Origin of the sequence: Morganella sp. BCCO 40_0007 (assembly GCF_032989665.1) — a bacterium.
Classification (GTDB): domain Bacteria; phylum Pseudomonadota; class Gammaproteobacteria; order Enterobacterales; family Enterobacteriaceae; genus Morganella; species Morganella sibonii.
Genome location: NZ_JAVBIN010000001.1, coordinates 1 through 22,325, shown reverse-complemented (window position 1 = coordinate 22,325; position 22,325 = coordinate 1). Strand labels below are relative to the sequence as shown.

The following is a 22,325-nucleotide window of genomic DNA, read 5'->3' as shown; positions in this document are numbered from 1 at the left end:
CAGCAGGGAATAATAAAATCACCTTGCCGGATTTAATATCAGCAATTAACTTTAATACTTATTATTTGAGTTACACGCACATCACAGAAAGTAAAAAACAAGACATACTTTTACATTATCACACAGTATATACAGAGCTCAGAAACAGGTCAAAAATCAACAAAAACACTAATAAATCAATTTGTTAACCAAAATTCAAACCTGAAACACCGTGAATTACTCACTCAATAGATTTTTATTTAACTATTTTTTACAAAAAAAATTAAATATAAGAATTATCACGGCAAATTTCATCATTAAATAATTGATAAAATTATCATTACTTATTATTTGAGTTAAGGCTTCGGTTTATTAAAATATAACAACCAAAAAATACCAACTAAAGGAGTTTTAGTTAATAAATAACTAAGTGAGGGGGATAAAAAGGAAAACACGATTATCTGATACGGACGAACACTAATACAGTGACACTCATTTAGTGTCCGTCCGTACAGATGAGTTATTGCACTGATTCAGTCAGTGTCTATTATTTTATCTCTGTTGATAACGGGAAATTACAATCGAATGAAACGGACGTTTGTGCACTCCCTGAAGGTGAGGAGACATAAAAGCCCAAAAATGCTTCCGGAATTTTAAACGTCTCATCTTTTGTCGAAAATCCTGAAATCGTCATCTTATTCGTTGACGATGACGGTGACGTTGTTCCGGTATTGTTACCGAATAATTTACAGGTCAGCTGAGTGTCGCCGTCAGCCACTGTTTTTTCCAGAACATCATATTTGAGCGTAACATCTTTTGATATTGCCGTTGAAAGCCAGTTAACACAGTCAACCGACACATTATCCACATCATAGTTATAGGACAGTATTTTCTGATTGGCAGCGCCATCATATAAATACAGGTTATCCTCAGATAATGATGTTTTCACGGATACATCCTTACTGGTGAATTCACAGGCAACCTGTAAATCTGTCATTGTCGTGAAATTTAATGTGTTATTGGTATAACCAGTACCTGAACCATCTTTACATGTTGCCGGAGAATCTGCATTACACACGCGACCCGCCGATGACGTATCAACTGTATATCGGTTGTTGCCGCCGGTCAGTGATGTAATATCGTTTCGCGGAATCTCAACAAGCTGAGTTAAATCAACGCCATGAGCCTCTGCCACCCGTAATGCATCATAATGTGTTGCGGCATTCATCAGTTCCTGATCAAAACTGCCGTTTCCCCGCAAATCAACAAAACCGGTTTTAATCACTTTATTATTCCCGCCGGATGTCACTTTATAATTCAGCGTACAGGATTCCAGTATGTTATTTGTGTAGTTTTTTTTACATGTATTAGGATGAGTTTCATGACCACTCAGATACTTATGTACCAATTCAAATGAAAATATCCTTGTGGTCGTTTTTACATTCTCGACCTGATAATGTGCATATGCATTGCCCGACAACACAACCAATGCCATGGCAATTATTTTATTTTTCATTGCATTACCCTTATAAAAACAGAGCTGAATTGCCGGTACAATATTGATACCGGCAATTCAGTAACGGATTAATTGGTTACGATGGCTGACTTCAGAGTGAATTTCACCAGGTCAAATATCAGTGCATAATCTTCATTAATGTCGACTCCGTCTGTATCTTTTGCTGATACAGATAAACTGACATTCTGAATTTTACTTCTGACGCCCGGTTTAAATACCCCGTCCGCACCGGTAACACCTTCCGCATTGTCTATCATCACCATTGCAGGCTGCGTTTTTTCGGTGACTTTGATATTCACGCCACTAATCGGGTTATCATTTGCATCAACAATTTTTATCTCTAAATTGTTGACCGATACCGTATCGGCAACAGCATGTTTATCCTGATTTAAATTCGTGATAACCATTTTTGCCGTACTCTTATCCGCAACCAGTTTCACTGTTTTTGATGCAATGCCGAAATCTGCACCATTCACTTTCACTTTGATCTCCGCATTACCGGCTGTTTTTCCTTTCAGCACAGCATTGTATGTACCCTGCGGTGATTCCGGTTTAGCAGTGATAGTGGTATTGGTTAATTCTGTAGTGAATTCAACAGTCTGTCCGGTGATCAGGTTATTGTTAACATCGCGCAGAACCAGTTTCAGTGCTGATGTCTCTGTATCATTGGCTGTAATCGTCTCCGGTGTTACCACCAGTTCTGATTTACCGCTGTCCGGATTGTTCTTATCTCCGGTCAGTGTGACATCTTTGGTCAGCCCCGCCAGTTCTGTTCCGTTAACCGTCACAGTGACCGTCGCCGTTCCGGCTTTTGTGCCTTTCAGGGTTCCGGTATAGACACCGTTCTGATCTCCCGGCGTCATTGTGATATCCGTATTTTCCAGCGTTGTTTTGAGCACAACCGTCTGTCCGGAGATCAGGTTACCGTTGGCATCTTTCAGGGTCAGCTTCAGTACTGATTCATCCGTGTCATTTGCCACAATCGTATCCGGTTCCGCCGTCAGCTCTGACTTACCGCTGTCCGGATGATCCTTATCTGCCGTCAGCGTGACCTCTGCCGCAGTGACTGCAAGCGCAGCACCGTTGACCGTCACACTGATCGTTGTCTTACCGGATGTCGTCCCTGTCAGGCTGGCGGTATACGTCCCGCCGGTATTTTCAGATGTACTGCCGGCCGTGGTATTTTCCAGCGTTGATTCGAAACTGACTACCTGGCCGGTGATCAGGTTACCGTTGATATCCCGCAGAACCAGTTTCAGTTCCGATTCAGCGGTACCATTAGCCACAATCGTATCAGGCAGTGCCGTCAGTACTGATTTAGTCGCATCCGGATTATTTTTATCACCAATTAGTATCACATCAGTGGTAATACCCGTCAGTTCAGTACCGTTTACCTTCACTTTGATCGTTGCTGTACCGGCCGTTGTCCCTTTCAGCGTCGCGGTATAAACGCCATCCTGAGGTTCGTCATTGTCCGTTATTGCCGTATTTCCCAGCGCGGTAATGAACTCCACGGTCTGGCCCGGCAGCAGGTTGTTATTGACATCACGCAGGGTCAGTTTCAGTACAGAGCCTTCCTTGCCATCAGCCACAATCTGGTCAGGTAATGCGGTCAGCTCAGATTTTGTGCTGTCCGGTTTAGTCTTATCACCAATCAGTGTCACATCGGTGGTAATACCTGCCAGTTCAGTCCCGTTTAAGCTGACTTTGATGGTTGCCGTACCGGCCGTTGTTCCTTTCAGCGTCGCGGTATAGGTACCGCCCAGCGCTTCCGCATTGTCCGTTATTGCGGTATTTCCCAGTGCCGTGCTGAACAATACGGTCTGGCCGGTGATCAGGTTACCGTTGACGTCACGCAGGATAAGCTTCAGTGCTGATCCTTCCTGACCGTCAGCCACAATCGTATCCGGTGTTGCTGTCAGTTCAGATTTAGTGATATCAGGGTTAGTCTTATCACCAATCAGCGTCACATCTTTGGTCATACCCGCCAGTTCAGTACCATTTAAACTGACTTTGATGGTTGCTGTACCGGCCGTTGTCCCTTTCAGTGTCGCGGTATAAGTACCGCCCTGCGCTTCCGCATTGTCCGTTATTGCGGTATTTCCCAGTGCCGTACTGAACAATACAGTCTGGCCGGTGATCAGGTTACCGTTAACGTCACGCAGGATCAGTTTCAGCGCAGAACCATCTTTGCCGTCAGCCACAATCGTATCCGGTAATGCCGTCAGTTCTGATTTACTGATATCAGGATGGTTTTTATCACCGGTGAGTGTCACATTCACCGACGTTGCCGGCAGTTCCGTACCATTGACGGTGACCTTCACCGCCACCGTACCTGCGGTGGTGCCTTTCAGGTCAGCAGTGTAAGTACCGCTGCTGTTCTCTGCTGCCGCGCTGACAGAAACATTCCCCGGAGTTGCAATGAATACCACATCCTGTCCGGTGATCAGGTTGTCGTTGGCATCACGCAGGATCAGTTTCAGTACCGATTTGTCAGCGCCGTCCGCGACAATCGTGTCCGGTGTTGCTGTCAGTTCAGACTTACCGTTGTCCGGATTCGTGCTGTCTGCGGTCAGTGTGACGGTGGTGCCTGCCACGCTGAATGCATTACCGTTCAGTGTAACGGTGATATGCGCATCGCCGGATTTGGTGCCTTTCAGTGCTGCGGTATAGATACCCGCAGAATCTTCAGACGTACCACTGATAACCGTACCGCCCAGATCCGCTTTGAACAGAACCGTCTGTCCCGGAATCAGGTTACCGTTGACATCACGCAGTGTCAGTTTGAGTACTGATTCCTTGGTATTATCAGCCACGATGGTCGCAGGTGCGGCTTCCAGAAGTGACTTACCGCTGTCCGGTTTTGAACTGTCGGCTGTCAGTTCCACACTCACCGTATTTACCGCCAGTTCCGTGCCGTTGACAGAGACCTTAACCGGTGCCGTACCGGCGACAGTACCTTTCAGGGATGAAGTATAAATACCATCCTGATCCTCTGCCGTTCCGGAGATAGTCACACCGTTAAGCACGGTGGTAAATGTCACCGTTTGTCCGGAGATCAGGTTATTGTTCGCATCCCGCAGGATCAGTTTGAGTGCCGATTGCTGTGAATTATTCGCCACAATCGTTGCAGGCGCGGCACTCAGCTCTGATTTGCTGCCATCCGGATTCGTGCTGTCAGCGGTCAGTTTTACGGTAAGCGGCGCAACAGCGAACGCTTTTCCGTTAAGTACAATCGTGATTTTGGCATTACCGGCTTTGGTTCCCGTCAGTGTTGCACTGTAAGTTCCGTCCGGATTTTCCGTTGTTGTACTCAGGTTGCTGTCAGCAAGGTCAGATTTAAACTTCACATCCTGAGAAGGGATATTGTTTCCGAATTTATCTTTCAGGATAAATGTCAGTGCCGATTCAGTATGGCCATCTGCCACAATGGTCATCGGATCAGCCGACAGCGAAGATTTACCGGCATCCGGATTGGTGGTATCGGCCTTAAACGTCACCACCGCACTCATATCACTGTTGTTCACTTTGGCAGTCACATTGACCTGCGTTGCCACGGTATTGGTCAGGCTGAATACGATTTTACCGTTCTCATCCGTCATCAGTGACTGTGATGCAGGCTGTGCACTGTTATCTGTGGTGAAAAGGACAGCCACATACGGTACAACGTTACCGGAAATATCCGTGACAGTAACTTCCACAGCGTTCTGTGCGTCACCGTTCGCCGGACGGTTATCCGCCGTAATCGTCATATCCGCAATTCTTGCTGTGGTGCTGTCAGCCGTAAATGTCACCGTTGCGGATGCCTGTTTATTGTTAACCTGCACGATAACCTTCGTTTTCCCGGCTTTGGTGTTCGTCAGGTCAAAGAGGGTTTCACCGTTGCTGTCCGTCGTCAGCTGAGACTGCGACGGCTGTGCATTGTTATCCGTGATGAACTGTACGGTATAGCCCGGAATGCGGTTACCATAAGCATCCGTGACAGTTGCCTGTACCCGGTTTGCCGATGTGCCGTCTGCTTTCTGACCATCAGTCACGATTTTCAGTTGTGAGTCAGTGATGGAGGCCGTAGATTCATCCGGTTTAAACAACAACTGTTTGGTGACACTGCTGTTATTGATGCTGAAGGTATAGTCATCAGAACCGGCTTTGGTGTTCGTGATATAAACACGCAGACGACCCTGGTTATCTGTCATTCCGCTTGCCGGCTGAGTCTGATAACGGGCAGTTCCCGGTACGCTGATAGTCACCGGTGCACCCGCCAGCGGGTTATTGCGGTTATCTGTCACAGTCACCAGTACGCTGTTCTTCGCCTGTCCGTTTGCCACCGCACCGTCAGTTTCAGTGGTTACACTGTGAATTTCTGCGGTACTCATATCGGCGACAAACTGCGAGGTCACACTCTTCGACGTGCCCGTACCTTCAACCACCAGTTTTGAATCCCCGGCAGTCTCACTGCTGAACCGGACAGTGACCTGGCCGTTATCATCAGTCTGCTGGTTCGGATCAGCGACTGTTGCACCGTTATCCGCTCTGGCGGTTAACGGGAAGTTTTCCACCTGGTTATCAAACTGGTCAGTCACTGTTGCCACGGCGATATTTTTCGCCTGGCCGTCAGCCACCGCTTTGTTATTGGTTAACTCAAGGGTTTTGATTTTTGCGGTACTGAGATCCGCAATATAGATGATCGATTCTGCACGGCTGTTACCGTTACGCATCTTCGCCTGCAACTGCGCTTTACCGGCAGATTTACTGATGATTTTCACGGTCGCCGTGCCGTCCGGCCCGGAGATCACGGTCAGGGTCCGGCCGTTATTGCCGTCTGCATCATAAATGGTCACGCCTTCCGGATTTTTCAGGCCGGAAACACTGAACGTGACGGCTTTATTCGCCAGCACTTCGCCCTTGTCATTCTGTAACAGCGCCACCGCTGTGAACTGATCACGGTTATTCGCCACCAGTGACTGGTTCGGCGTCACGGTCAGCTTAGTGATGGTTTCCACAGACGGGATCACATTCACCCACATTTCTGCGGTGTTAGACGGGTTACCCTCGTTATCTTCACCAACGGCTGTTACACGGTAGCCCTGAGGTTCTCCGCTGCGGTTAGCAAACATATAAGCAGGCAGAGTAATATCCGCCGTGGTCAGCCCGGTCTGTTTGATTTCACCACCGTTTGCCAGCAGTTCAGGTGCTGACCAGCGCAGTGATTTCAGGCCGTATTTGGCTTTCAGCACACTGACCGTCACCGGCAGTGTTTGTGCTGCTTCGCCGCGCAGTGCAGGCGGCAGTGCGATCCGCAGCAGTTCCTGCTTACGGTACTGCATCACAATGTTGTAGTTTCTGTCGACAAAGTCGTAACGGTTACCCGCCAGGTTGCGCATCAGGTCAACATTGTCGGTATCCAGCTGCTGTGATAACGGCACGCCGAAACGGTAGGAAAGCTCCATACCGACCTGGCTGTCATTGGAATCACCGCGGGATGTCTGACCTTTAAACGTGATCAGCGGGAACGGAGTATAACTGAGCCCGATGGTGGAGACCGACGGGTTACTTTTCAGTTCACCGGAAGAGGTGGTACTGGCCAGGCTGACGCCATCGCCGAAGTACTGTTCATATTTTGCAAATGCACCTAACTGCGGATAATCAGGCAGATAGCCCTCAGCGCGGATATCAAACCCGTTCGCCGGGCGTTCGTCGTAATCGCGCATTTCATGCAGTTTTGACTGGTGCCAGTCTGTTACCCTGAAGTAGCCGTTGGCGGCAAGCTTCAGGTAATCAGCCCATAATTCACCACCGACACCGACCCGCGAGTTGCTGCCGGTGATATCGTAATCATAAAAGCTGTTCACACCCCACATCCAGCCGTCTTCATACTGACGATAGCCCAGGCCGAGGTTGGTGGTGGTGCGTTCTTCATTGGCACGAAGCCCGACCTGTGAAAACAGCAGGCTGTTCGGATTATCAATTAACGGTACGAGGACATCCGCATCACCGGTTTTATTACTGCCGAACTGAATGCGGGCATGGCCCACCTGGTTCAGCCAGTCATTCACCTGCTGGTTCAGCAGGTTTTCACCGATACCGCGTACGTAACCGATAGATGCGTCAACCGCATCCTCACTGGAGAGGATCTGCCCCGCCTGTGAAGCATTGCCCGCCCAGCGGGATTCATTCTGCTTCGCATCATCTTCCGGAGAGGTATCCGGCAGACCGAGGGTCGGTAATGCGCTGAAGACGTCATCTGTCCGCACGGTGTTATCACGCGGAGCAGGATTTGCCGGGTCCGGCAGTGTGCTGACACTCATCGGGAACGGCATACCGTTCTGTCCGGAGATAAAACCACTGTCTGAACCGGCCGGCATTACGCCGTATTCACTGCCGGACGGCATTTCAACGGTAAATCCCTCACCGCTGAACGTACTGCCGGAAGCTGTTTTCCCGCCCTGCGGTTGCGGAGGCGGTTCCGGGGATGTATCCATCAGTGCATTAAGTCCGTCAAACGTTTCTGACATCACTAATGCGTCATTTTGCTCTGCCGCATAGGCAACAGATAATGTTGCCGTCGACACCGGAAAAAATAACTGCAAAAAGAGCAACAGATATGCCGTTACCCTCTTTGTTTTTGAGTAATACGAAGTAACAGGCATGAATACATCCCCGAAATGAGATTAAAAATTCAGAAAAATTAAATATCAGAAAGTGCTTTTATTTTATCCTTCACGCCAATGAAACCTGCGTACTGAACTTTAGTACATAAGGTGTCCAGTTTTTTATTCAGTGTCATGGATAACACTTCACGGGAGTCTTTATCCATAATCTCTTTATTGACGTTTAAGAAGGTGTAGTTCTGATTAATACGTCCGTAGCTTGATGAAAAATCATTAAACTCAGCCTGATTGACACCCTTAAGGAAATTGAATCCGTCAACACATGCGTTATTGGTGGATGCAATAACAATTCCCTGCGATGCTAATTGTTTACTTCCCACATACGCCTGTGCCGCGTTATTACCGGTCACATTAGGAGTGGCAGAACGGGTTTGCTGTTTGACCGGCGGATTTTTAACTGCAGCCGTATTTTTCTTTACCGGTGATGTTGAGCAGGCAGAAATAACCAGTGAAAGACCGGCTACAACGAGTGCTTTTTTGTTAATCATCATTTTCATTCATTCCTATTTATAAAATTAACTCTTACAGAGAGAAATTACAGGTTTAATAAAAACACCTGACTGCCGATGATATGAAGTTAATGCAACATATTATTAACAGTGTTCAGATGTCATCAGACAGAAAAAGGTTGGTGATATTAAATACACGAGTAAAGGGAGAGTCATAACAGTTGGATAGTCAGCATTACGGATTATCAGTGTCATCTGTATTTTCCTCTCCGGAAATAACAGACTGATAGTGAGTGCTGATAATGGAGAAAAGTTCGCTGATCTCGCGCTCCGTCATTCCCAGCGCCGCACAGTATCTGAGCATGACATCCGGACTGAGCACCGACAGCCCGCGTTCATAGCGGGATATCTGCTGCTGGCTGATATTCAGTTTTTCAGCTACTTCCGAGCCTGTTAATCCCTGACTTTTTCGCCTTCTTTTTAAAAAAAAACCAACTTCTTTCAATAGAGATATATTATTATCACACATAGCAAAACCTGATTTACCCGGGATATTTAACTCCTTTTAGGTTTATCCGGAATAATTAACGACAGTAATAAACATAAAAATCCTGTTATTACGCACTATATTCACCGGAGAATCAGACCGGAAAGGTAACGATCCCTGTTAATTACTGCATCCTTTATCGGAAAAGAAGCCAGCCACTGCTTTTATTTTCAGCTGATATTATTTAGCCAAATACAAGTTAAGTGAGTTTAATCACCATTATTCAGCAGCAATAAGATCACTGATAACAAAATAATACCGATAAATCATCACTATCAGATCGGGTAAAGAATAAGTGAATCCTGAGCAGTCATGCAAATAATCATTCTTCTTTCGTTACCTTAAGAACAATTGGTAAAATCTATCTGTGAGTAACCATAAATAGTAATAACGGGTGAAATAACCATGTAATTTCAGGTTATTATATAAAAAAAAACAGGATGGGTAATGATGGCGCGGGAAAAAGGATATTTGAGATAACTCCCCGCATGATTAAATCTGTATCACTTTGTTACAGTTTTTATCCTCTTTTTGTTCATCTGATAATAATAAAAAGAATTTTATTATGATTTATTAAATATAACTCTAATAACTTGTATTTTATGACAGTTAAATAAAAACACCGGCCTGTCGGAAGAGGCCGGTGTAATACAGATGAAATATAGCATTAAGAAAAACGATTTTCGTCCCTGTATATTGCAGGGTTATCGGTTATCAGCATTCCCACACCCCAGTCCGCAAAATGCGCAACCAGTTCCGGATAATTCGGTGTATAGCAAAAAACCTGATAACCGGCTTTTCTCAGCGATTTTGCCATATCTTCCCGCAGAAACAGCCAGTCACAGTGTACGCTGAACGCGTCAATCTCCTGAAGCAGCGTCAGGGGCTGAGACGGGATTTTTTCCCAGAGTTGTCCGCGCCGGATGTGCGGCATCCGTTTGTGCATATACCGCAGTGTGCGGGTATCAAAGCCGGAAAACAAAATCCGCTCTGCGGGGAAATTCTGCATTTCAAGAACGGCTGCTGTGGCTTCACACAACTGCGCAATCGCGTGGTCACTGTCTGTGAGCTCTGTTTTCAGTTCCAGATTCAGATGCAGCCCGGATTCCTCCGCCAGCGCCAGCAGATCCGTCAGCAGCGGAATTTTTTCGCCCCGGTATGCTTCGCCTGCCCATAACCCGGCATCCAGTGCCCGCAGTTCGCGTAAGGTCAGATCCGTCACTTTTCCGCTGCCGTTGGTGGTGCGGTTAACGGTTTCGTCGTGGATCAGTACCGGTACGCCGTCAGCACTGAGCTGAACATCGGTTTCAATCCACAGACAGCCGAACTCCGCAGCCTGCCGGAATGCCGCCATGGTATTTTCCGGTGCGCGGGCGGCAAAGCCGCGGTGTGCTGCAATAATCATAATCTGTTCCTTTATATACAGGCCGGTCAAAGAATCATGCGGATATTATTTGTTCTGTAGTACCCAGACCGCTGCTTCCACCCGCGATTTTACTTTCATCTTTTTCATCAGGTTTTTCACATGCACTTTTACCGTGCTTTCGGTGATGTCCAGTTTGCGGGCGATCATTTTATTCGGCTGCCCCTGAGCGATCAGTTTCAGTATATCGCGCTCACGCGGGGTCAGTGCATTGATATCCGGTTCATCATCACTGCGTACTTCACGCAGCGCACCGGCCAGTACTTCAGTCAGTGCCGGGGAGACCACCATTTTACCGGCAGCCGCCTGGCGCAGTGCCACCAGCAGCTCTTCCGGCTCCATATCTTTGAGCAGATAACCGTCCGCGCCCCGGCGCAGGGCCGTAATCAGGTCTTCCCGGTAGTTGGACACACTGAATACCACCACCCGGCCGGACAGCGGTTTGCGCCGCAAAATATCCAGGGTTTCAAAACCGTTCATTTCCGGCATATTCAGATCCAGTAAAATCAGATCCGGGTCGAGTGATTCCGCCAGCGCAATGCCGTCACGGCCATTCCCCGCTTCACCGGCCACCGTCAGTGACGGCTCCATGCTGATTAATTGCCTGACGCCGTTACGCAGCATCGGGTGATCATCTATCAGCAGGATCGTGGCGGGAGAGGCCGGATCAGCGGCTTCATCCGGATCACTGAGTATAATCTCTCCGGCAGAAAGTATTCTGTTCGTCATTGTTTACCTTGCTCCTGAATCGTCTTCATTTATTTTTATAGTTGTATTCGCGGGAAAGCTTATCAGCACCTGAGTGCCGCCCTGCTCCCGTGAGGTTATCCGGCAGGCTCCGTGCAGTGTTGCTGCCCGTTCCCGCATAATGGATAACCCGTAATGGTTATTTTTTTCCGGATGCTCGGGGATGCCTTCCCCGTTATCTTCCACACAGATATAAATCATCTGATCTTCTGACCGGCACACCACCCGCGCCTCCGATGCATTAGCATGCTGGAGAATGTTACTCAGCGCCTCACGGACAATCTGTACCACATGAATAGTCTGGTGCGCAGAGACCAGCCGCCCTGAAAGCTGAAAATCAAAGCCGATACGGTAACCCAGCCGCTGCTCAAACTCATCCAGCGTACTCTGTAACGCAGCGAACAGCCCGGGTTCGGTCAGTTTCAGACGAAAAGTGGTCAGCAGCTCACGCAGCTGATGATAAGCACCGTTTACTTCCCGGCGCATTTCTGTCAGCAGTGTCTGGCAATTTTCCGGGATCTGCGCGGAATGCATCTGTAAATAGCTTATCTGAATTTTCAGGCAGGATAATGACTGTGCGATAGAATCGTGAAGTTCGCGGGCAATCACTGACCGCTCATCCATCAGAATCAGCTGCTGCTGCTGCTCATGCTGATAAGCCAGCGCAAAGGCCGAGATAATTTGTTTGCTCAGCATCTGCATCATATTCTGCTGTTCGCTGTTGAGCTGCTTACCGGCCGGCAACAGAAGCTTCAATACCCCGTAACGGTTAATCGGCCCGCTCAGATTCCAGCTCAGCTGTTCCTGTGCCTGTGACGGCCCCCGGCCGCAGTTCCCGATTTCAGTGAAACGGGAGGCGTTGTTATCCTCAAAAATCCGCAGACACAACACGCCTTCCGGCACAATCTGATGCAGATCCCGCAAAATATCCGTCAGCTGTGTGGTCAGGTCTTTGGTGTTATTCAGCCGCTGCCCGCTCTTATATAAGAAAGCCAGCATCTGGTTTTTTTCCTGCAGATCCTGTGTTTTCGCCGCCACCCGTGATTCCAGCTCCCCGTAGAGCGCAGACAGTTCCTCTGCCGTACGGTTAAGGGTATTGCCGATCATGGTGATTTCGTCGCGGTGGTTGTAATCCGCGAAGCGCGGCTGAAAGTTCCCCTGTCCCATGGCGTCAGCCTGTGCCAGCAGCCGCTGCCACGGATGGAGTATCCGGCGGCGGAAATGGCGCGCCGACAACAGCAGCAGCAAAATCATCAGTGCGATAAAAACCAGCTGAATAGCCGCCACCAGCCGGATAGTGGATTCGGTCTGGTGGTCAATGGCAGATACCAGGCTGTCAATCTGACCGACAAACGCGGCCACCGGGGCACGGGCCTCTTCCGGCTGTTTTGCCGCTTCCAGTGCCGGGCGCAGCTTTTGCCGCCAGGTCTGCTCAATAGCCAGAAACTGCTGTTGTATTTTTGCAGGACTCACCGCTTTCATCCCGGAAAGCAGCGTTAAATCCGATTCAAAATCATTGAGATATTGCTGTGAATGCCCGGCCAGCGGGATTTCAGATAAGAAACGGTAGCTCTGCATCCGCAATGTGCCGGATTTATTAATCGCATGTGCATTGCCCTGCACACTTTCGGTGATCTGATTGGTCAGCCCCATGCCAATCACCGCAAAAACGGTAAGCAGCACCATGAAACCGGTGATTTGAGTGAGAATAGATGTGTGTTTCAGCATTCACTGATGCTCCTCTGAACGGACCGGTTATTCTCTCCGATTTATCTGAAAAAACACTTACCACTAAAGTAGTACCCCTTAAAACCTTGAGGGATTAGCCTTTATAAACCACACTAATAATACTGATACTAACCTTTTGATTTTACGTATTTTCATCAGATTAACAACCGTACCTCTAAAGTAGAATGACCGTTTTACGCTTAAAAATCAATCGGTTCACCCTTTGATTAAGATCAGTATCAGTACCTTATAACCCACGTAAAACGCCTTTAATTTCAGCATAATTTTGAGGTGTATTATGGCTCAGATATCCAAAGGCAAGGCAGCCGCGGGCGTCATTACCGACTGGCGCCCGGAAGAGGAAAAATTCTGGGCAGAGAGCGGGCACCGGGTTGCATCACGCAATCTGTGGATCTCCGTTCCCTGTCTGTTACTGGCATTCTGCGTATGGATGCTGTTCAGCGCCGTTGCGGTCAATCTCCCGAAAGTCGGTTTTAACTTTACCACCGATCAGCTGTTTATGCTGACTGCCCTGCCTTCCGTTTCCGGGGCTCTCCTGCGGGTTCCTTACTCCTTCGTGATCCCGATTTTCGGCGGCCGCCGCTGGACCGCATTCAGTACGCTGATCCTGATTGTGCCGTGTGTGTGGCTCGGGTTTGCAGTACAGAACCCGTCAACACCGTATGCGGTGTTTGTGATTATCGCCCTGCTGTGCGGCTTTGCCGGGGCAAACTTTGCCTCCAGCATGGGTAATATCAGCTTCTTTTTCCCGAAAGCAAAACAGGGCGGCGCCCTGGGTATCAACGGCGGTCTGGGTAATCTCGGCGTCAGCGTGATGCAGCTGGTCGCCCCGTTTATTGTGACGTTCGGTGTATTCAGCTTTATGGGCGGCTCCGGCGTGACCCAGCCTGACGGCTCTGAGTTATGGTTACAGAATGCCGCGTGGATCTGGGTACCGTTCCTGCTGCTGTTTACTGTTGCGGCATGGCTGGGAATGAATGACCTCTCCGCCAACAAAGCATCCCTGAAAGAGCAGTTACCGGTTCTGAAACGCAAGCATTTGTGGATTCTGAGTTTCCTCTATCTCTCCACGTTCGGATCGTTTATCGGGTTTTCCGCCGGGTTTGCCATGCTGTCAAAAACCCAGTTCCCGGATATCGTTATCCTGAAGTTCGCCTTCTTCGGCCCGTTACTGGGTGCACTGGCACGTCCGCTGGGCGGCTTCCTTTCCGATAAATTCGGCGGTATCCGCGTGACCTTTATTAACTTTGTGGTCATGGCAGTTTTCGCCTTCCTGCTGTTCTTCACACTGCCGGGTAAAAATGATGCCGGTTCATTTGCCGCCTTCTTCGGCGTGTTTATGGTGCTGTTTTTTACGGCCGGTCTCGGCAGCGGCTCCACATTCCAGATGATTGCGGTGGTCTTCCGCAAAATCACCACTGAGCGTGTGCTGGCAGAGGGCGGAACCGAAAAAGAGGCTCAGCATGAAGCTATCACCGAAAGTGCAGCTGCACTTGGTTTTATCTCTGCCATCGGTGCTATCGGCGGGTTCTTTATCCCGAATGCCTTTGGTATTTCACTGACGCTGACCGGCTCGCCTGCCGGTGCAATGAAAGTGTTTGTTGTCTTTTATGTGGTCTGCATTCTGACCACATGGCTGGTATACGGCCGTAAAAAATAATTAATTCAATTCTGATAATCAGAGCAATGTGAGCGCCCGGCGCTTATCGGGGGATTACCGAATGAGCAAGTTTTTAGACAGATTCCGTTATTTTAAGCAGCGCGGGGAAACCTTCTCCGGCGACCACGGACAAGAGCTGAACGTCAACCGCGACTGGGAAGATGGTTACCGCAGCCGCTGGCAGCATGACAAAGTTGTCCGTTCCACCCACGGCGTGAACTGTACCGGTTCATGCAGCTGGAAAATCTACGTAAAAAACGGGCTGGTGACCTGGGAGACGCAGCAGACTGACTACCCGCGTACCCGTCCTGACCTGCCTGACCATGAGCCGCGCGGCTGTCCGCGCGGTGCCAGCTATTCCTGGTATCTGTACAGCGCAAACCGCGTGAAGTATCCGATGGTGCGCAAACGCCTGATCACGCTGTGGCGTGCAGCAAAAGCACAGCACGCAGACCCGGTGGATGCGTGGGCTTCCATTATTAATGATGAAGCAAAAGCCAAAAGCTACAAACAGGCACGCGGCCGCGGCGGATTTGTCCGCTCCGACTGGCAGGAAGTGAATGAAATGATTGCGGCAGCCAATATTGTGACTGCCAAACAATTCGGCCCTGACCGTATTATCGGCTTCTCACCGATCCCGGCGATGTCGATGGTTTCCTATGCCTCCGGCGCCCGTTATTTATCCCTGATCGGCGGCGCCTGTCTGAGTTTCTATGACTGGTACTGCGACTTACCGCCGGCCTCCCCGCAGACCTGGGGCGAGCAGACCGACGTACCGGAATCCGCTGACTGGTATAACTCCTCCTATCTGATCGCCTGGGGTTCCAACGTCCCGCAGACCCGTACCCCGGATGCGCACTTCTTCACCGAAGTCCGCTATAAAGGGACCAAAACGGTCGCGATCACGCCCGATTATGCTGAAATCGCCAAACTGTGTGACCAGTGGCTGAACCCGAAACAGGGAACAGACAGTGCCGTTGCGCTGGCCATGGGGCATGTGATCCTCAATGAGTTCCACGCGAAGCGCCAGGCGGAATACTTCACCAATTATGTCCGCACTTACAGCGACATGCCGATGCTGGTAATGCTGGAGCCGCGTGCGGAAGGCGGTTATGTGCCGGGCCGTATGCTGCGGGCATCCGATCTGGTGGATTCACTCGGTGAGAAAGAAAATGCCGAGTGGAAAACCATCGCTATTGATGAAAACAGCCGGCAGTTAGTGGCACCGCAAGGCTCTATCGGATTCCGCTGGGATAAATCCCGCAAATGGAACCTGGAACCGCGTGACGGCAAAAACGGTGATGAGATCACCATGCAGCTGAGCCTGCTGGATAAGCACGATGATGTTGCTGATGTCGCTTTCCCGTATTTCGGCGGCATTGAAAATGAATTCTTTGAAGGTGTGGCACTGGATGAAGTGCTGATGCACAAACTACCGGTGAAAGTGGTGCGTCTGGCAGACGGCAGTGACGTCCGTGTGGCGAGTGTCTTCGATTTAACCCTCGCCAACTACGGTATCGATCGCGGTCTGAATGATGTGAACTGCGCGGCGGATTACAGCGAAATCAAGGCCTATACCCCGGCCTGGGCAGAAAAAGTGACCGGAGTCAGCCAGCATCACATCTCCCGCATTGCCCGTGAGTTTGCCGATAACGCAGAGAAAACCCACGGCCGTTCGATGGTGATTGTCGGTGCCGGTATCAACCACTGGTATCACATGGATATGACCTACCGCGGCATCATCAATATGCTGGTGTTCTGCGGCTGTGTCGGCCAGAGCGGCGGCGGCTGGTCACACTATGTGGGCCAGGAAAAACTGCGTCCGCAGACCGGCTGGTTACCGCTGGCGTTCGGGCTGGACTGGTCACGTCCGCCGCGTCATATGAACAGCACCTCGTTCTTCTATAACCACTCAAGCCAGTGGCGTTATGAAACTGTTCAGCCGCAGGAGCTTCTCTCCCCGCTGGCGGACAAATCCCGCTTCAGCGGCAGTCTGCTGGACTTCAATATCCGTGCCGAACGCATGGGCTGGCTGCCGTCCGCACCGCAGCTGAACGTGAACCCGCTGACTATCGCGGCAAAAGCGAAAGAAGCCGGTCAGGATCCGCAGGCCTACACCGCAGAAGCCCTGAAAAGCGGTGCTATCCGCTTTGCGGCGGAACAACCGGATAATCCGCAGAACTTCCCGCGCAACCTGTTTATCTGGCGCTCCAACCTGCTCGGCTCTGCCGGTAAAGGCCATGAGTATCTGCTGAAATACCTGCTCGGCACCGAAAACGGTCTGCTGGGTAAAGATCTCGGCGAACAGGGCAGTGTGAAACCGGAAGAAGCGGAATGGGTGGATAATGCCCCGGAAGGGAAAGTGGATCTGGTGGTAACACTCGATTTCCGTATGTCCAGTACCTGTCTGTTCTCCGATATCGTGCTGCCGACTGCCACCTGGTATGAAAAAGATGATATGAACACCTCGGATATGCATCCGTTCATTCATCCGCTGACCGCCGCTGTTGATCCGGCCTGGGAATCCAAAACCGACTGGGAAATCTACAAAGGGATCGCCAAATCCTTCTCTGAACTCTGTCCGGGCCACCTGGGCAAAGAGACGGATGTTGTCACCCTGCCAATCCAGCATGACTCCGCTGCCGAAATGGCGCAGCCGTTTGATGTGAAAGACTGGAAAAAAGGCGAATGTGATCTGATTCCGGGCAAAACCGCACCGCACCTGATGGTGGTGGAGCGCGATTATCCGAACACCTATGCCCGCTTTACCTCACTGGGACCACTGCTGGATAAACTCGGCAACGGCGGCAAAGGCATCAGCTGGAATACGCAGGAAGAAGTCGATTTCCTGAAAAAACTCAACCGCACCCGTACTGAAGGCGCTGCCGAAGGTCGTCCGGCGATTGAAACCGCGATTGATGCGGCAGAAGTCGTGCTTTCTCTGGCACCGGAAACCAACGGCCATGTGGCGGTGAAAGCGTGGGATGCGCTCGGTAAAGTAACCGGCCGCGACCATACCCATCTTGCCATCCATAAAGAAGATGAAAAAATCCGCTTCCGCGATATCGTGGCGCAGCCGCGCAAAATTATCTCCAGCCCGACCTGGTCCGGCCTCGAAGATGAGCACGTCTCTTATAACGCGGGTTACACCAACGTTCACGAGATGATCCCGTGGCGCACCCTGAGCGGCCGTCAGCAGTTGTATCAGGATCATGAATGGATGCGTGCATTCGGTGAGGCACTGGTGGTGTATCGTCCGCCGGTCGATACCCGTGCGGCACAGCCGCTGCTGGGCGCGAAACCGAACGGCTATCCGGAGAAAGCCCTGAACTTCCTGACCCCGCACCAGAAATGGGGTATTCACTCCACCTACAGTGATAACCAGCTGATGCTGACCCTCGGCCGTGGTGGTCCGGTAGTATGGCTGAGTGAAGAAGATGCCCGTTCGCTGGGTATTGAGGATAACGACTGGATCGAAGCCTTCAACAGCAACGGCGCACTGACCGCCCGTGCGATTGTCAGCCAGCGTATCCCGGACGGCATGATCTTTATGTATCACGCCCAGGAACGTCAGATAAACCTGCCGGGCTCAGAAGTGACCGGTATGCGCGGCGGTATTCATAACTCCGTCACCCGTGTCTGCCCTAAACCGACCCATATGATCGGCGGCTACAGCCACCTGGCGTACAGCTTCAACTATTACGGCACTGTCGGCTCCAACCGTGACGAATTTGTGGTGGTCCGCAAAATGAAAAATGTGGACTGGCTCGACGGTGAGCAGGATGGTTATCAACAGACCCTGAGCGGGCAGGAGAAAGCATAATGAAGATACGTTCCCAAGTCGGCATGGTATTGAACCTGGATAAATGTATCGGTTGCCATACCTGCTCTGTCACCTGTAAAAACGTCTGGACCAGCCGCGAAGGTGTGGAATACGCGTGGTTCAATAACGTCGAAACCAAACCCGGACTGGGCTACCCGCATAACTGGGAAGACCAGGAAAAATGGAAAGGCGGCTGGATCAAAAATATCCGCGGCAAACTGGTTCCCCGTATGGGTAACAAAATCGGCCTGCTGTCAAAAATCTTCGCCAACCCTGACCAGCCGGAACTGGATGATTACTACGAGCCGTTCACTTACGACTATGATCATCTGAAAAACGCCCCGGAAGGCAATCTGCCGACCGCCCGTCCGCGCTCTCTGATCACCGGTCAGCGCATGACAAAAATTGAGAACGGCCCGAACTGGGAAGATGACCTCGGCGGCGAATTCAGCCGCCGCAGTGCGGACAAAAACTTCGCCGATATGCAGAAAGAGATGTACGGCCAGTTTGAGCAGACCTTTATGATGTATCTGCCGCGTCTGTGCGAACACTGTCTGAACCCGGCCTGCGTCGCAACCTGTCCGAGCGGTGCAATCTACAAACGTGCGGAAGACGGTATCGTGCTTATCGATCAGGATAAATGCCGCGGCTGGCGTATGTGCCTGACCGGCTGTCCGTACAAAAAAATCTACTTCAACTGGAAAAGCGGCAAATCCGAGAAATGTATTTTCTGCTATCCGCGTATCGAAGCCGGTCAGCCGACCGTGTGCTCGGAAACCTGTGTCGGCCGTATCCGTTACCTCGGTGTGCTGCTCTATGATGCGGATCGTATTGAAGAAGCGGCAAGTGCGGATAACGAAAAAGATCTGTATGAGCGTCAGCTCGGGATCTTCCTCGACCCGAACGACCCGGAAGTGATCCGCCAGGCACAGAAAGACGGCATTCCGCTGAGTGTGATTGACGCGGCACAGAAATCGCCGGTCTACAAAATGGCAATGGAGTGGAAACTCGCCCTGCCGCTGCACCCGGAATACCGCACCCTGCCGATGGTCTGGTATGTGCCGCCTCTGTCACCGATTCAGTCTGTCAGCGATGCGGGTATGCTGCCGCACAGCGGCGTACTGCCGGATGTGGAAAGTCTGCGCATCCCGGTTCAGTACCTCGCCAACCTGCTGACCGCCGGGGATACCGCGCCGGTACTGCGTGCCCTGAAACGGATGCTGGCCATGCGTCACTACAAACGTGCGGAAACCGTGGATAAAACCAGGGATATCAGTGCACTGGAAGAAGTGGGTCTGACAGAAGCTCAGGCACAGGAAATGTACCGCTATCTGGCTATCGCGAATTATGAGGATCGCTTTGTGATCCCGTCTTCACACCGCGAACTGGCCCGCGAGGCATTCCCTGAGCGCAACGGCTGCGGATTCAGCTTCGGTGACGGCTGCCACGGCAGCGATACCAAATTTAACCTGTTTAACAGCCGCCGTATCGATGCCATTGATATCACGCAGAAAACACCGGCAGATGCACCAATCTCAGAGAGGCATTCATCATGATTAGTTTAAAAATCATCGGCTGCCTGCTGGATTACCCGAATGAGGAGCTGTGGGCACACCGCGACGAACTGATTGCGGAAATTGAACAGGCGCATGAACTGCGCCTGACTCAGGCTGCCGCACTGATGTACTTCGTCGCTGAACTGACCTCGGAGCCGCTGCTCGACAGTCAGGCGCGCTACAGTGAATTGTTTGATCGCGGCAGAGCCACCTCTCTGCTGCTGTTTGAACACGTTTACGGTGAATCGCGGGATCGCGGCCAGGCGATGGTATCCCTGCTGGAGCAGTACGAGCAGGCCGGGATCACCCTCAACAGCCGCGAACTGCCGGATTATCTGCCGGTTTACCTGGAATATCTCTCTGTTATGCCGCCGGAACAGGCCTGTCAGGGACTGAAAGATATCGCACCAATCCTCGCCCTGCTCGGTGAACGCCTGCGCCAGCGCGAAAGTCATTACCATGAATTGTTCAGCCTGCTGCTGGCAATGGCGGACAGTGACCTGACACTCAGCGCACTGACCCGTCAGGTGAACGGTGAAGCCCGTGATGATACCCCGGCTGCACTGGATGCAGTCTGGGAAGAAGAACAGGTGACATTCCTGGCCGATAAAGGCTGTGATAATTCTGTTCTGACACAACATGAGCGTCGTTTTTCACAGAGTGTTGCCCCGAATTACATTCAGGTGGGTGACGCGCCGGTTTCCCCTGCGGCGAAAGGAGTAACTCCATGAATTTCCTGAATACGTTTTTCTTTGATATCTACCCGTATATCGCAGGCGCAGTGTTTATCATCGGCAGCTGGCTGCGTTACGACTACGGACAATACACCTGGCGTGCCGGTTCCAGTCAGATGCTGGATAAAAAAGGGATGCGTCTGGCTTCCAACCTGTTCCATATCGGGATCATCGGTATTTTCTTCGGACATTTCGTCGGGATGCTGACCCCGCACTGGATGTATGAACCGTTTATCACCGTGGCGCAGAAACAGATGCTGGCGATGGTGGCGGGCGGTGCCTGCGGGGTGATGACGCTGATCGGCGGCGGTATGCTGCTCAAACGCCGTCTGACCAACCCGCGTGTCCGTGCAACATCTTCAGCAGGCGATATCCTGATCATCACCCTGCTGGTGATCCAGGTCATTCTGGGCCTGGGTACTATTCCGTTCTCCGCACAGCACACTGACGGCAGTGAAATGATGAAGCTGGTCGGCTGGGCACAGTCTGTCGTGACATTTCAGGGTGGTGCATCAGAGCATCTGGAAGGCGTTGCCTTTATCTTCCGTATGCACCTGGTGCTGGGTATGACACTGTTCCTGATCTTCCCGTTCTGCCGTCTGGTGCATATCTGGAGTGCGCCGGTCGAATATATTACGCGCCGCTACCAGTTAGTGCGCAACCGTCATTAATTAACAACAACAGTCTCATCCTTTAAATGCACAGTTTTGGGTGGCTCCGGCCACCCTTTTTTTTACTATCGCGTGATATCTTCAACAAAAGTTGAAACGGTTTACCGGCACAGAGGCAAAATCCCTGCTTTCGCAGCCGTCGTAACGCCACGCTAACATTTTCAACATCAGCGCTTCTCAGAAAAATCACTTCTAAATCAATTCAGTAAATCATAACCAGCAGAAACACGCTGTTTTATCCCGGTTGTGATGCTCACATTTGCTATTTTTCACTGCTTTTTTGTTATTAAAATGATTTTGTAATCATTAAAAAATAGTTGAATTTAATGTTGACCCGCATCACAAAACTGGTATCATACCCCCATCGAAGCAAAACAGCTTACTAACCTAATTCACAAGCAGGAGTTCATTATGAAAAGTATCAAAACTTTCTTCTCTAATCTGAGCCGTGCTGCTGCTATCATTGCAAAATACAGCAAAGCATTCTGATTTATCAGACAGATTTAAGAAAAGCGCCCTCAGGGCGCTTTTTTATTGCCTGCGATCCGGCTTTCAACAAAAGTTGAAGCGGTTTACCGGCACAGAGGTAAAATCCCTGCTTTCGCAGCCGTCGTAACGCCCCGCTAACATTTTCAACATTTTACGCTTATCAAAAATTCCTGCTAAATCAATTCAGTAAATCATAACCAGCAGAAACACGCTGTTTTATTCCGGTTGTGATGTTCACATTTGCTATTTTTCACTGCTTTTTTGTTATTAAAATGATTTTGTAATCATTAAAAAATAGTTGAATTTAATGT

12 protein-coding genes are annotated in these 22,325 nt (G+C 50.3%); 5 read left to right on the top strand and 7 right to left on the bottom strand.

Annotated elements, in window-relative coordinates; genetic code table 11:
• Nucleotides 1–526: 526 nt before the first annotated feature.
• The 7 genes from R5268_RS00060 to narX form a co-directional block, all read right to left on the bottom strand.
• Complete coding sequence (locus R5268_RS00060) at nt 527–1,495, bottom strand: heme utilization protein (RefSeq protein WP_317418592.1); 969 nt, start codon at nt 1,493–1,495, stop codon at nt 527–529.
• A gap of 68 nt (nt 1,496–1,563) precedes the next feature.
• Nucleotides 1,564–8,067, bottom strand: coding sequence for an Ig-like domain-containing protein (locus tag R5268_RS00055; RefSeq protein WP_317418593.1), 6,504 nt, complete (start codon nt 8,065–8,067; stop codon nt 1,564–1,566).
• Between the two features lie 116 nt (nt 8,068–8,183).
• Entirely contained in the window at nt 8,184–8,657 is a 474-nt protein-coding gene (locus R5268_RS00050; RefSeq protein ID WP_230060123.1) for a hypothetical protein, read from the bottom strand.
• 193 nt (nt 8,658–8,850) lie between these two features.
• Nucleotides 8,851–9,144: a helix-turn-helix domain-containing protein gene (locus R5268_RS00045; protein ID WP_046895252.1), complete on the bottom strand. Its 294-nt coding sequence runs from the start codon at nt 9,142–9,144 to the stop codon at nt 8,851–8,853.
• A 685-nt stretch (nt 9,145–9,829) separates the two neighbouring features.
• The gene (locus R5268_RS00040; protein ID WP_317418595.1) at nt 9,830–10,567 is read right to left on the bottom strand and encodes a glycerophosphodiester phosphodiesterase family protein; all 738 of its coding nucleotides are present in this window, start codon (nt 10,565–10,567) and stop codon (nt 9,830–9,832) included.
• Between the two features lie 45 nt (nt 10,568–10,612).
• On the bottom strand, nt 10,613–11,314 hold the full coding sequence (gene narL / locus R5268_RS00035) for a two-component system response regulator NarL (protein ID WP_317418596.1): 702 nt from the start codon (nt 11,312–11,314) through the stop codon (nt 10,613–10,615).
• Between the two features lie 3 nt (nt 11,315–11,317).
• Nucleotides 11,318–13,060 (bottom strand): nitrate/nitrite two-component system sensor histidine kinase NarX, encoded by a 1,743-nt coding sequence (narX, locus tag R5268_RS00030; RefSeq protein ID WP_317418597.1) that lies wholly within the window; start codon nt 13,058–13,060, stop codon nt 11,318–11,320.
• Between the two features lie 298 nt (nt 13,061–13,358).
• Between narX and R5268_RS00025 the strand changes: the two genes are divergently transcribed.
• From R5268_RS00025 to narI, 5 genes are all read left to right on the top strand, one after another.
• Nucleotides 13,359–14,741, top strand: coding sequence for a NarK family nitrate/nitrite MFS transporter (locus R5268_RS00025; protein ID WP_218410558.1), 1,383 nt, complete (start codon nt 13,359–13,361; stop codon nt 14,739–14,741).
• A gap of 61 nt (nt 14,742–14,802) precedes the next feature.
• Nucleotides 14,803–18,564, top strand: a complete 3,762-nt coding sequence (locus R5268_RS00020) for a nitrate reductase subunit alpha (protein WP_317418598.1) — start codon at nt 14,803–14,805, stop codon at nt 18,562–18,564.
• The gene (narH, locus tag R5268_RS00015) at nt 18,564–20,120 is read left to right on the top strand and encodes a nitrate reductase subunit beta (RefSeq protein ID WP_004241167.1); all 1,557 of its coding nucleotides are present in this window, start codon (nt 18,564–18,566) and stop codon (nt 20,118–20,120) included. The genes R5268_RS00020 and narH overlap by 1 nt, the downstream gene beginning before the upstream one ends.
• Nucleotides 20,117–20,851, top strand: coding sequence for a nitrate reductase molybdenum cofactor assembly chaperone (gene narJ, locus R5268_RS00010; RefSeq protein WP_046895247.1), 735 nt, complete (start codon nt 20,117–20,119; stop codon nt 20,849–20,851). Before narH ends, narJ begins: the two co-directional genes overlap by 4 nt.
• Nucleotides 20,848–21,525: a respiratory nitrate reductase subunit gamma gene (gene narI, locus R5268_RS00005; protein WP_046895246.1), complete on the top strand. Its 678-nt coding sequence runs from the start codon at nt 20,848–20,850 to the stop codon at nt 21,523–21,525. The genes narJ and narI overlap by 4 nt, the downstream gene beginning before the upstream one ends.
• Nucleotides 21,526–22,325: the final 800 nt, after the last annotated feature.